Genomic DNA, 11,944 nt, shown 5'->3' on the forward strand with positions numbered 1-11,944 from the left:
CGCTCTATTTGAGCGTTTTTTTTATTTAAATTCTTTCGTGATACATAGCTTTTACTATGCCGTCAGCCAATCCAATTTTTGGAACGTAAATATGGTTGGCACCACTCCATCTCATTGCACATAAATATATAGAAAGAGCTGGAATAATTACGTCGGCACGGTCGGTATTTAAACCTAATTCGGAAATTCTTTGTTCGTATGTTAATGCGTTTATGTGGTCAAATTGCGATTTTAAATACTTGTATGTCAAAGGTTTATCTTGTGTTTTACCCGACAATTTAAATGCCTTATTGATATTACCACCGGAACCAATCATAATTATATTATCTAAGCCTTCCGTATGAGTTTTAATCCATTTTTCAATTTCTTGCCAAACTACTTCGTTTACCATATTATTCAGCATACGAACCGTACCATTTTTGAATGATTTTGAAACCAACATTTTTCCATCAGAAAACAAAGAAAATTCGGTACTTCCTCCGCCTACATCTACATAAAGATAATTTTCATTTGTATTTATAAAATGATGTAAGTCAGATGAAGCAATAATTGCGGCTTCATTTTTGCCATCAATAATATCAATTTTTATGTCGGTTTTTTTCTTTATTAGAGCAGCAACTTCTTTACCATTATAGGCTTCACGCATAGCAGAAGTGGCACAAGCCATAAATTTTTCGACTTTATATACTTTCATTAATAATTTAAATGCGTGTATTGCATCAATCATTCTGTCGATATTTTCATCTGAAATTTCACCTACTGTAAAAGCATCTTGACCCAAACGAATAGGTACACGAATTAAGGCACTTTTATTAAATTGTACTTCTTTACCTTTTTGCTCAATAATATTAGTAATTAACAATCGCATCGCATTGGAACCAATATCTATTGCAGCATATTTTTTTATTTGAATCATTAATGTTTTTATATAATTTCTGGAAGTATTACTTCCAGTTTGTTCTGATAGTGTTTGTACATTTCTTGCTGGGCTCTAAATACTTTATCTTCACCACGTTTTCTGTATAAATTTTCAAATTTATCTGAATGTAAACGTGCTTTTACGTTTGCTTTCCAACCAATTTCAAAAGTATCAATTAAGTCTTGTTTAATTTCTTCATCATAAATAGGACAAGTTACTTCAACTCGAGCATCAATATTTCTGGTCATAAAATCAGCTGATGAAATATACACTTCAGGATTATTATTATTTCCAAAAATAAACACACGTGTGTGTTCTAAATAGTTATCGACAATACTAATTGCTTCAATGTTTTCACTATAATTTTTTAAACCCGGCACTAAACAACAAATACCTCTTATTATCAATTTAATCTTAACCCCAACATTGCTAGCATCGTATAATTTGTCTATCATTTTATAATCTGATAAACTATTCATTTTCAAATTAATGCAAGCTGGCTTGCCTTCTGAAGCATTTTTTATTTCTCTATCAATCAATTTAACAAAACGAGAACGGGTATAATGTGGCGAAACAATTAAATGTTTGTAACGATGTACTCTATAATTCACTTCAAAAAACTCAAAAACTTTAGACATATCTTTCAAAATTTTTGAATCACTAGTAAATAAAGTAACATCAGTATAAATTTTAGCTGATGCTTCACTAAAATTTCCTGTAGAAACAAATCCGTATTTCTTAATTTCATCGTCTTCCAAACGTTCTACTAAACAAATTTTGCTATGTACTTTTAGTCCTTTTACACCAAAAATTAAGTTAATGCCTTCTTCTTGCATTTGTTCGGCGTAGGAAATATTACTTGCTTCGTCAAAACGGGCTTGTAATTCAATTTGTACCGTAACTTTCTTTCCGTTTTTAGCAGCATTAATAAGCGAACTTACTATTTGTGAATTTTTAGACAAACGATACAAAGTAATTTTTATAGATTGCACTTTAGGATCCAAAGCCGCTTCTCTTAAAAATCTAATGACATAAGAGAAAGATTGATAAGGGGCGTGTAACAAATAATCTTTATCTTTAATACTTTGCAACATACTTCCATCCAAACTTAAACCTTGAACGGGTAACGGCACGTTTTGTTTGTACAGCAAATCGTATCGACCAAGATTTGGAAAATCCATATAATCTCTTCTATTATGATATCTTCCACCAGGAATAATAGAATCGGAACTATCAATTTTCATTCTGTTTAGAAAAAATTCTAACGTGTCTTTTTCAATTGCTTGGTCATAAACAAAACGAACGGGCTCGCCTACTCTTCGTTCTTTAACACTGTATGATATTTTTTCAATTAAACTTTTACTCAAGTCCGAATCGAATTCCAATTGGGCATCTCGAGTTATTTTTATCATATGTGCATCAATACTTTCATAATCAAAAATATTAAAAATATGATCTAAACTATATCGAATTACATCGTCTAATAAAATAATATATTGTTTATCTGAAGTAGAAGGTAAAACTACAAATCTGTTAATTGTTTTTGGAATTTCAACAATGGCATATCTAATTTCTTTATCGTTTAATAATTGAGAAATTAATCCAGATTTGTTTTTATTCATTACTAATTTTACTGCTAAATATCCTGAAGTATCTTTAATTAAAGGAAATTCAACCAAATCATTTAACATAATGGTAACTAATTCAGGACTTACTTTTTGTGTAAAAAAGTCTTTAATAAAGGTTTCTTGATCTTTATTAATTTGCATTTCATTAATAATATAAATTCCTTGTTTTTCAAGTTTTTTTTCGATGTCATTTAAAATTCGTAAACTTTCTGATTGATGTTCAATTACAATTTCTGTAATATCTTTCAATAATTGTTCTGCAGAAATATCGCCTAACATTGGTTTAGTATCAATTTTTTCTAATGTCATTCTGCGAATTGCAGCATAACGAACACGAAAAAACTCATCTAAATTATTTGAAAAAATACCTAAAAATCTTAATCTGTCTAATAACGGCACATTTTCGTCTGCGGCTTCTTGCAACACTCTTGCGTTAAATGCTAACCAGCTCTTTTCTCTATCAATGTATGGATTCATTCTTTTTGTTTGTTCTGTTTATTTAGACGTAATAGTGTCTAAAATAATGGTTTTACAATTAATTTAAACTAAAAATATGTACTACCAAATTTAGGTATAAAGGTATTGTTTTCAATGATATTTAACAAAATTTGATGAAAATATAACATTTATTCAATCCGTAATTTTCAGTTTTTTGAAGAAAATTCTAAAACAAAAACAGCATCAAAACGAGTTTTAATGCTGTAAGTATAGTTTTAATTCTGAAATTATATTTTAATACCTGGAGGTAATAATTGTTGAAATTTTTTATTTTTTCTAAAAAAAGAAACAATTTTTGTGTTGGTTGGCACTACTTTAAACTTTCGTTCTTCAGCAATATCTAAAACAGAAGTTATAAATTGATTTACTTTTTCTTCTTGTTCGTTTTCATTCGCGCAAAGCTTCGTTAAAAATATTTTTCGCTCCTGAATGGCATATTCAATCGTTAAAAGTCCGCAAGCGGTTTTCGTTTCAAATTGTCTTAATAATTCATTGTCTTTAATTTCCTCAACTAGCATAAATCTGGGTTTTAAATACTAACAAATCTTAATTGTTTGTTAAAATGTCTGCAAATTTACAAAAAAATAAAGACAAATCAAGTAGTAAACAAATGAAAATCATAACAATAGAAAATTATTTGTTAAATTTTTATTTTTCTATCTAAAAAAGAAACCCATTTAAAATTAAAATTATAATTTTAAGGCACAAAATCATCAAACTAATGTCGAAAACACACGTTTACTTTGTTCCGGGTTTAGCAGCAAGTATAGAAATATTTGAAAATATAAAATTACCCAAAGAACAGTTTGAAATGCATTATTTAGAGTGGATTTTACCTCTACATCATGAAACCATAGAGAATTATGCTAAAAGAATGTGCAAAGGAATTACACATGAAAATTGTGTGTTAATAGGTGTTTCATTTGGCGGAATAATGGTACAAGAAATGTCTGAAATCATTAAAACCCAAAAAGTTATTATTATTTCAAGTGTAAAAAGCAACCAGGAATTGCCAATTCATATGAAATTAGCCAAGGCTACAAAATTATACAAAGCACTTCCTACCAGTCTTTTAAGTCAAGTAAATTATTTATCAAGATATATAAAAGGCAGGGGGTTATTGGCAAAACGCGTAAAATTATATAACCGCTATTTATTTATGAAACAAACAAAATATTTGGATTGGGCAATTGAAAATGTATTACTTTGGCAAAGAAGCATTCCTGATGAAAAAGTAATTCACATCCACGGTGATGAAGATATGGTATTTCCAATTTCTAATATTAAAAATTGTATTGTTGTAAAAGGTGGTACACATATTATGATTGTAAATAAGTATAAATGGTTAAATGAAAATTTGCCCAAACTCATCCTAAAATGAATATCTTTGTTGTTATTAAAACTGTCAAATAACCTCTTTATAAATGAAAAACTTATATAAAACACTAATTTTAATCCCTTTGTTTATTATTTGTGGATTTTTAATTTATGCTACTTCATACCAAAACGTGCCAAAAAAAAATCATGTAGAATATCCTACTGATATGGATTTTTGTGGTGAGAAAGTACCTACTGATCAAGCAGATGTAAAAGAACGTTTGGACAGAGAAATGTTAGTGAATATTAATTTAAATGCTTCAACAGCCATTCTTATTAAAAGAGCAAATAAAGTGTTTCCAATTATTGAACCTATACTTGCAAAATATAATGTTCCAGATGATTTTAAATATTTGGCAGTTATTGAGAGCGGCTTAATTAATGTAATTTCTCCATCTGGTGCAAAAGGTGTTTGGCAATTTATGCCCGGAACTGCGAAGGAAAGCAAATTAGAAATAACAGACCAAGTAGACGAACGTTATCATATTGAAAAATCTACGCAAGCTGCTTGTGAATATTTAATTAAAGCCAAAAACAAATTTGGAAATTGGACAGTAGCTGCCGCATCTTACAATGGCGGTATAACAGGTTTACAAAATCACATTGATTTTCAACAAACTTCAGATTATTATAATTTATGGTTAACCGACGAAACAGCTCGCTATATCTTTAGAATTTTAGCTTTGAAAGAAATCATGAAAAATCCAGAAAAATATGGTTATTTAATTCCAAAAGAAGCCCTATACCCAAAAATTAATACAAAAAAAATAATGGTTGACTCTACTATCACAAATTTGTCTACATTTGCTATACGTCAAGGGATTAACTATAAAATTTTAAAAACACATAACCAATGGTTGCGTGATAAAAAATTAGATAATCCAACAAAAAAAATATACGAAATTGAAATTCCACTGGAAGGATATAATAAATAAAATGAAAAGTAAAATGACCCTACAAATAATATTGTCTTTAATTCTTATTGGAATTTTAGCAGGAGTACTAAGCGGATTGGTTGGCGTTGGTGGCGGCATAATTATGGTGCCTTTATTAGTGATGTTTTTCGGATTTAATCAGCACCAAGCACAAGGTACAAGTCTGGCCGTATTAGCAGTTCCAGTAACCGCAGTAGCTGTTTTTACATATTATAAAGAAGGTCAGATTAATATAAAATATGCTGCTATAATTGCTGGTTTTTTTGTTATTGGAAGTATATTTGGAAGCAAACTTGCCTTAACATTAGATCAAAAAATGTTGAAGAAAATTTTTGCTGTAGTGTTATTAGCCATTGCAGGAAAAATGCTTTTGGATAAATAATTTAATTGCCTTGAAAAGAAAAAAAATTGTAATTTCAGGTATTAACATGGTTGAAGGTGGTATTTTCACTATCCTTCATAATGCGTTACAAGAACTTTCTAATTTTGTTAAGAATGAAGAAGTTGAAATTATCGCTTTGGTTCATGATGCCTCTAAATTTCAATTTTCAAATATTACTGTTATTGAAATACCTCTTTCAAAAAAATCTTGGTGGTTTCGTTTATATTACGAATATTTTTATTTTAAAAAACTATCTAAACAATTACAACCTGACATTTGGTTTTCATTACATGATACGACACCCAATGTAGTAGCTAAAAAACAATTTGTGTATTGCCATCACCCTACAACACTTTTTAAACCCACCTGGAAAGATTGGAAATTTGATTATAAGATTGGTGTTTTTTCCGTTTTATATGATTTCCTATTTAAAATAAACATTTCTAAAAACCACACGGTTTTTGTTCAACAACATTGGATAAAAAAAGTATTTGAAAAGCGTTTTAAAATTACAAATATTAAAGTGGCAATTCCAGAATATATAGAAGAAATTTCGACTGATTTTTTTCCATTTGAACCAAATAAAATTCACTTTTTTTATCCAAGTTTTCCAAGAAGTTATAAAAATCATGAAGTTATTTTAGAAGCCATGAAATTATTGCCTAAAAACATTTCAGAACAGACGCAATTTCATTTTACAACGATTAAAGATTCAAAAGAAAAATACGCGCAATTTTTAGTGAAAGAATATGGTTTTTTAGAAAATGTGCATTTTTATGGGAAAGTAAAAAGAAGTCAGTTACTTTCAATGTATAAAGCTATGGATTGTTTACTTTTTCCATCAAAAATAGAAACTTGGGGCTTACCAATTTCTGAAGCAAAAGCATACAAAAAACCCATGTTTTTAGCAAATTTACCTTATGCCAAAGAAGCTTGTGGGAATTATGAAAAGGTATCGTTTTTTGATGAAAATAATGCTACTGAGTTGGCAAAACTAATTACTGAATTTGTAGAAGAAAAACTTATGTTTCAAGGAAATACTTCGCCTTTTGACACAAGTAAAGATTTACACAACTGGAAAAAAGTATTCCAATATATTTTAACTGACTAATATGGCATTTTTTACCGTAATAATTCCGCTTTATAATAAAGAAAAGTATATTGAAAACGCGATAAAAAGTGTTCTTAATCAAACGTTTACGGACTTTAATTTAGTAATTGTAAACGATTGTTCTTCTGATAAAAGTGTAGAAATTGCCTCTAAATATATTTCAGATACGGTTGAAATTATTCATCATAAAAAAAATGCTGGGTTGGCTGCCGCAAGAAATTCTGGAATTAAAAACTCCAATAGCAATTACATCACCTATTTGGATGCTGATGATTTATGGAAACCTACATTTTTAGAAAGGATCTTTCTATTAATTCAAAATTTTCCGGAAGCGCGAATTTTTGGGACAAATTATGAAGAAATTTGGGGTACTGTAATTAAAAATTCTCACAATGGTTCTGAAATTTTACCGATAGATTTTACAGGTTATATTAATTTTTTCAAAATAAATGTAAAGCAAGGAATTTACACACACGGTTCTGTATGTTTTCATAAAGAAGTGTTTGAAAAAATTGGATATTATAACGAAGATATTGGTTTTTCTGAAGATTTAGATTTTAACATCAGAGCCAATTACAATTTTAAATTAGCGTATGATAACTCGGTACAAATGAGTTATTTTATGCAAACCCAAAACCAAATTACACAGAGTTCATTGCTTAACAAAACCATTCCTGACTTTAATAGTTATGAAAATTGGGCGACAAACAATTCGGATTTAAAAAAATATCTCGATTTTGAACGATATGTTTTAGGAAAACGCTTAAAGAAAAATAACGATTTGCGTTGGAAAAAGATGATTGCAACTATTGATTCAAGAAACTTAAATTGGAAACAAAATGTTCTTCTAAAAATGCCCCGTTTTATTTTAAACATACTTGATAAATTGAAGTTGTTTTTATTAAAGTTAGGTATAAAAACAAGTACATATTGATATTTCTTGTTATACTGGAGTAAATAATTACTCTTTTACAAAGCTCAAATAATCCTTATAACTTCTAATATAATCGTTTTCTGAAAATTCTTCTGAAGCCAACACCAAACAAACCGAACCTGAAGAAAAATTTTCTAATTCGCGCCAAATGTTATTTTCAATTAGCAACCCTTTATCAGGTTTGTTTAAAGTAACAATTTCTTTCGATTTTCCATCCTTCAAAACCACATCAAAACTTCCCGAAATAGCAAGTATAACTTGTTTGAGTTTTTTATGTGCGTGACCTCCTCGTTTTGCACCACTTGGCACATCAAACAAATAATATACGCGTTTTATATCAAAAGGAATCGTATCATTTTCAACAACACCAATATTTCCTTTTATGTTGTTTATTTTTGGAATATCTATGATTTTATAATTCATTTACATTTATTTTTTAAAAAAAATTAACCATTCGTTACCAATATTTTCTATACTAAAGTGTTTCACACTTGATACCGCGTTTTCTTTACAATGTAAATATAAATTATTATCTGTTACGAACAGATTCATTGCCTCAATAAGTTTTTCTTGATGTTGATTTTCAACTAACAATCCGTTGCTTTTATTATTAATAATTTCATTAGGTCCTGATGCATAATCCCAAGAAATTACTGGGGTTTCGCAAGCTAAAGATTCCAATAAAACCATTGGCATACCTTCATATTTACTGGTTGAAATTGTAAATAATGCGTTTTTATAATATCGAAACGGATTTTTAACATTACCCTTAAAGACAACCAAATCTTGTAAATCAAGACGTTCTGCTAATTTTATCCATTTGTTTTTCAGTTTGCCTTCGCCCAAAATAATCAACTTAATATTTTTAGAAGGTAACATTGAATTAGCATAACATTCAATTAATTTATTAAACTGCTTAATGTTTTTATTCATACTTCCAGCAGATAAAACATATTGAAAATCGTCAGCTATTTCTTGTTTTGATTGCTTTGAAATCAACTCAAAATCAATAGGGTTATAAATTAATTTTGTAGGCAAAAAATTATATTTACTACTTACTTTCTCATAAATTCCTTTCGAAACAGTAATAAATTGCTCACAATTTCTATATAATAATTTCGCTAAAAATTTGTTTTTTGGCACATACGACTTAAGCTTATAACTGTGTATGGTTTGAATGAATTTTGGAAACACAAAATTGTGAATAATCATTTCTTGTAATAAATACTCTTTGGTTCGAAAGTCAATTACATAATCGAAATGATTGGAGTCAAAAAATTGCTTCAAGGCAAAAAATCGTTTACTTCTACTCCACCAACTATTTCTTTTATCTTTTAAATGCTCTAAATGAAATAATTTACCAGAATAATTATAGTCTACTTTTCCTGAAAACACTACGTGATAAACCTCTATGTCTTGATTTTCAAAATAGTTTGATAATAATACTGCACAGCGTTCGGCACCTCCATCAGAAAGCGTTACGGTAACCAAGCAAATTTTCAATCTGTGAGATTTTAGAGTCAAAAGTTATAGTTTTTAACAAATATAAAAATATTCAATAAACTATGGTTGTCATTCTTTAAATTTATAAATACTTTGTATATTTGAACAACAATAATAGGCCTAAATATATGACATTTATTAAAACTACAGAGATGGCATCAAAATACGAACATTTAGAAAAAATGTCTGTAAACGAATTGCTTACTCACATCAATACAGAAGACAAAACAGTTCCATTAGCAGTTGAAAAAGCGTTACCAAATATTGAAGTATTAATTGAACAAATTATTGCTAAAATGAAAATAGGTGGACGATTATTCTATATTGGCGCTGGGACTTCTGGTAGATTAGGCGTAGTTGATGCAAGTGAATGTCCACCAACATTTGGTGTTGATTTTGATACCGTTATTGGAATTATTGCAGGTGGTGATACCGCAATTAGAAAAGCCGTTGAATTTGCTGAAGATGATAAAGAACAAGCTTGGAAAGACCTACAAGCATGGAAAATTAATGAAAATGATGTTGTAATTGGTATTGCTGCTTCTGGAACGACTCCGTATGTGATTGGCGGATTGCAAAAATGTAATGAAAATAATATTGTTACCGGAAGTATCAGTTGTAATGCGGGAAGTCCGCTTTCGAAAACAGCAAAATATCCTATTGATGTAATTGTAGGACCTGAATTTGTAACTGGTAGCAGCAGAATGAAAGCAGGAACAGCGCAGAAATTAGTATTAAATATGATTTCTACGTCCACTATGATTGCTTTAGGCAAAGTAAAGGGCAATAAAATGGTAGATATGCAATTAAGTAACGATAAACTAATTGACAGAGGAATACGAATGATAATGGACGAAATTCCAGTGTCGTATGAAATAGGTGCCAAATTATTGCAAGAGTATGGCAGTGTAAGAAAAGCTGTTGATTATTATACTAGCCAAAAATAAAAATAGTATGTCTGTAAATAAAATAATATTAAACAAAGGACTTCGTATATTATTAGGTTCACTGCCCACACTTTTTGTAGGTGTGTTTATTTTAAATAGTAGTTTTAAAAATCAAAAACATCCTTTATTTATTTATGTGGCGATTTTAGGCGTTTTAATTTGTGGTTTTTCCGTTTATTTAATGTTTAAGGGCATAAATACGATAATGAAAAGTATGTTTGAGAAGTAAAAGTGAAAAGTAAAAAGTCGAAAGTAAAAAGTATATTACGTATTGCTTAAACTTCCTTACATAACTTATTTGATTAAAAAAAAGGCAAAAGTCAAAAGTAAAAAGAATTTTCCACAATAATTATCAGAATTGATATAAAACATAAAATGAAAAAAATAATATTACTATTCGCATTAACACTTGTTTCTTGTTACAATCAAGAAAGAACTTGTAAAGACTTTAAAACAGGTAAATTTACCTCAGAAACCACTTTTGATGGCAAAAAACTAAGCAGTACATTTGAAAGAAATGATTCTATTCAAATTGAAAATTACAATGCTATCATTGACACTTTCACAATTCGTTGGATAAATGACTGTGAATATATTTTAGAAAATGTAAAACCAAAAAATAGAGCAGAAAAAAAAGCTATTCACGTAAAAATATTAAACACCAAAGACTTAAAATATAATTTTGAATATTCATTTGTTGGCGATGCAAAAAAACAATTTGGTTCTGTAACTAAATTGTAATTTTCTACGTAAAATAAAAGGCATGTTTTTTTTACAACCAATATTCAAATAATTTATAACAACTATATGGAAATATTAAACAACCCAGACGCTTGGATTGCCCTATTAACCTTAACTTTTTTAGAAATCATTCTCGGAATTGATAATATTGTTTTTTTATCAATTGTGTCTGGTAAACTAAAAGAAAAAGACCAACCCAAAGCCAGAAGAATTGGATTGCTGTTAGCAATGGCTTTCAGAATTGTATTACTTTTTGGAATTTCTTGGGTTATGAGCTTAAAAAAATCATTCTACGATTTTGATTTAGGATTTTTATCAGGTGGTATTTCTGGGCAAAGTTTAATTATTTTTGGTGGAGGTTTATTTTTATTATACAAATCCGTTTCCGAAATACATCACAAACTTGAAGGCGAAGAAGAAGGAACTAATGGAAAAGCCAGTAACTCATTAGGAGCTGCTATTTTACAAATTGCTTTATTAAATATTGTTTTCTCTTTTGATAGTATTTTAACGGCTATTGGTTTAGTAAGTGCTGCTGAGCCTCCAATAGGTTTTGGTCCAGCTGGTGCCATAGAAATTATGATTATGGCAATTATTATTTCAATTATAATTATGATGATTTTTGCAGGACCTGTGAGTAAATTTGTAAACAATCACCCTACTATTCAAATTTTAGGATTATCATTTTTAATATTAATTGGAGTGATGCTATTAGCAGAAGGTTCACATTTAGCCAATTTTAAATTCTTTGGTGGCGAAACCGTACATAGCATTCCAAAAGGATATTTATACTTCTCTATTTTCTTCTCTTTATTTGTAGAGTTTTTAAACCTAAAAATGAAGAAAAACAACAAGAAACCCGTGGTTTTATACAATAATAAAATTATAGATGAAAAATTAAAAGATGCAGATGTAACGAATTAAGTAATATAAAAACCTGACAAGTTTCGAAATCTTGTCAGGTTTGTG

The 11,944-nt window shown here is 29.0% G+C and carries 14 protein-coding genes; 9 read left to right on the plus strand and 5 right to left on the minus strand.

What is annotated here, in order from left to right; genetic code table 11:
- Positions 1 to 25 precede the first annotated feature (25 nt).
- The 3 genes from ABWP78_RS02610 to ABWP78_RS02620 form a co-directional block, all read right to left on the minus strand.
- The gene (locus ABWP78_RS02610) at positions 26 to 916 is read right to left on the minus strand and encodes a Ppx/GppA phosphatase family protein (RefSeq protein ID WP_353168719.1); all 891 of its coding nucleotides are present in this window, start codon (positions 914 to 916) and stop codon (positions 26 to 28) included.
- A gap of 8 nt (positions 917 to 924) precedes the next feature.
- Positions 925 to 3,024, minus strand: coding sequence for a polyphosphate kinase 1 (gene ppk1, locus ABWP78_RS02615; protein ID WP_353168721.1), 2,100 nt, complete (start codon positions 3,022 to 3,024; stop codon positions 925 to 927).
- 248 nt (positions 3,025 to 3,272) lie between these two features.
- The gene (locus tag ABWP78_RS02620; RefSeq protein WP_291241876.1) at positions 3,273 to 3,563 is read right to left on the minus strand and encodes an N-acetyltransferase; all 291 of its coding nucleotides are present in this window, start codon (positions 3,561 to 3,563) and stop codon (positions 3,273 to 3,275) included.
- Between the two features lie 203 nt (positions 3,564 to 3,766).
- Here ABWP78_RS02620 and ABWP78_RS02625 point away from each other — a divergent pair, with 203 nt between their 5' ends.
- Genes ABWP78_RS02625 through ABWP78_RS02645 form a run of 5 tightly spaced genes read left to right on the plus strand, consistent with a single transcriptional unit; the run spans position 3,767 to position 7,784 of the window.
- A complete protein-coding gene (locus ABWP78_RS02625) occupies positions 3,767 to 4,426 on the plus strand; it encodes an alpha/beta hydrolase (RefSeq protein ID WP_353168724.1) in 660 nt (219 codons plus the stop codon).
- A 43-nt stretch (positions 4,427 to 4,469) separates the two neighbouring features.
- A complete protein-coding gene (locus tag ABWP78_RS02630; protein ID WP_353168726.1) occupies positions 4,470 to 5,357 on the plus strand; it encodes a lytic transglycosylase domain-containing protein in 888 nt (295 codons plus the stop codon).
- Between the two features lie 13 nt (positions 5,358 to 5,370).
- Positions 5,371 to 5,739, plus strand: a complete 369-nt coding sequence (locus ABWP78_RS02635) for a sulfite exporter TauE/SafE family protein (protein WP_353168728.1) — start codon at positions 5,371 to 5,373, stop codon at positions 5,737 to 5,739.
- Between the two features lie 10 nt (positions 5,740 to 5,749).
- Positions 5,750 to 6,850, plus strand: coding sequence for a glycosyltransferase (locus ABWP78_RS02640; protein ID WP_353168730.1), 1,101 nt, complete (start codon positions 5,750 to 5,752; stop codon positions 6,848 to 6,850).
- A 1-nt stretch (position 6,851) separates the two neighbouring features.
- Positions 6,852 to 7,784 (plus strand): glycosyltransferase family 2 protein, encoded by a 933-nt coding sequence (locus ABWP78_RS02645; RefSeq protein WP_353168733.1) that lies wholly within the window; start codon positions 6,852 to 6,854, stop codon positions 7,782 to 7,784.
- 27 nt (positions 7,785 to 7,811) lie between these two features.
- Here the strand turns inward: ABWP78_RS02645 and ABWP78_RS02650 are convergent, their stop codons facing one another.
- Positions 7,812 to 8,207, minus strand: coding sequence for a sugar 3,4-ketoisomerase (locus ABWP78_RS02650; RefSeq protein WP_353168735.1), 396 nt, complete (start codon positions 8,205 to 8,207; stop codon positions 7,812 to 7,814).
- Positions 8,208 to 8,213: 6 nt separating this feature from the next.
- Positions 8,214 to 9,308, minus strand: a complete 1,095-nt coding sequence (locus ABWP78_RS02655) for a glycosyltransferase (RefSeq protein WP_353168738.1) — start codon at positions 9,306 to 9,308, stop codon at positions 8,214 to 8,216.
- A 107-nt stretch (positions 9,309 to 9,415) separates the two neighbouring features.
- On the opposite strand from ABWP78_RS02655, the gene murQ reads away from it, so the two are divergent.
- The 4 genes from murQ (at position 9,416) to ABWP78_RS02675 (ending at position 11,899) form a co-directional block, all read left to right on the plus strand.
- Positions 9,416 to 10,234, plus strand: coding sequence for an N-acetylmuramic acid 6-phosphate etherase (murQ, locus tag ABWP78_RS02660; RefSeq protein ID WP_353168740.1), 819 nt, complete (start codon positions 9,416 to 9,418; stop codon positions 10,232 to 10,234).
- A gap of 7 nt (positions 10,235 to 10,241) precedes the next feature.
- Entirely contained in the window at positions 10,242 to 10,463 is a 222-nt protein-coding gene (locus ABWP78_RS02665) for a DUF6095 family protein (RefSeq protein ID WP_353168743.1), read from the plus strand.
- A 146-nt stretch (positions 10,464 to 10,609) separates the two neighbouring features.
- On the plus strand, positions 10,610 to 10,975 hold the full coding sequence (locus tag ABWP78_RS02670; RefSeq protein ID WP_353168745.1) for a DNA topoisomerase IV: 366 nt from the start codon (positions 10,610 to 10,612) through the stop codon (positions 10,973 to 10,975).
- Between the two features lie 66 nt (positions 10,976 to 11,041).
- On the plus strand, positions 11,042 to 11,899 hold the full coding sequence (locus ABWP78_RS02675; protein ID WP_353168747.1) for a TerC family protein: 858 nt from the start codon (positions 11,042 to 11,044) through the stop codon (positions 11,897 to 11,899).
- The last annotated feature ends 45 nt before the right edge of the window (positions 11,900 to 11,944 follow it).

Origin of the sequence: Flavobacterium sp. (genome assembly GCF_040402955.1) — a bacterium.
GTDB lineage: Bacteria > Bacteroidota > Bacteroidia > Flavobacteriales > Flavobacteriaceae > Flavobacterium.

Excerpts from the sequence above, each read along its gene's own strand:
- ABWP78_RS02670 (WP_353168745.1), top strand. The coding sequence starts at position 10,610 with ATGAAAAAAATAATATTACTATTCGCATTAACACTTGTTTCTTGTTAC.
- ABWP78_RS02620 (WP_291241876.1), bottom strand. The coding sequence starts at position 3,563 with ATGCTAGTTGAGGAAATTAAAGACAATGAATTATTAAGACAATTTGAA.
- ABWP78_RS02625 (WP_353168724.1), top strand. The coding sequence starts at position 3,767 with ATGTCGAAAACACACGTTTACTTTGTTCCGGGTTTAGCAGCAAGTATA.
- ppk1 (WP_353168721.1), bottom strand. The coding sequence starts at position 3,024 with ATGAATCCATACATTGATAGAGAAAAGAGCTGGTTAGCATTTAACGCA.
- ABWP78_RS02635 (WP_353168728.1), top strand. The coding sequence starts at position 5,371 with ATGACCCTACAAATAATATTGTCTTTAATTCTTATTGGAATTTTAGCA.
- murQ (WP_353168740.1), top strand. The coding sequence starts at position 9,416 with ATGACATTTATTAAAACTACAGAGATGGCATCAAAATACGAACATTTA.
- ABWP78_RS02645 (WP_353168733.1), top strand. The coding sequence starts at position 6,852 with ATGGCATTTTTTACCGTAATAATTCCGCTTTATAATAAAGAAAAGTAT.
- ABWP78_RS02630 (WP_353168726.1), top strand. The coding sequence starts at position 4,470 with ATGAAAAACTTATATAAAACACTAATTTTAATCCCTTTGTTTATTATT.
- ABWP78_RS02610 (WP_353168719.1), bottom strand. The coding sequence starts at position 916 with ATGATTCAAATAAAAAAATATGCTGCAATAGATATTGGTTCCAATGCG.
- ABWP78_RS02665 (WP_353168743.1), top strand. The coding sequence starts at position 10,242 with ATGTCTGTAAATAAAATAATATTAAACAAAGGACTTCGTATATTATTA.
- ABWP78_RS02650 (WP_353168735.1), bottom strand. The coding sequence starts at position 8,207 with ATGAATTATAAAATCATAGATATTCCAAAAATAAACAACATAAAAGGA.
- ABWP78_RS02675 (WP_353168747.1), top strand. The coding sequence starts at position 11,042 with ATGGAAATATTAAACAACCCAGACGCTTGGATTGCCCTATTAACCTTA.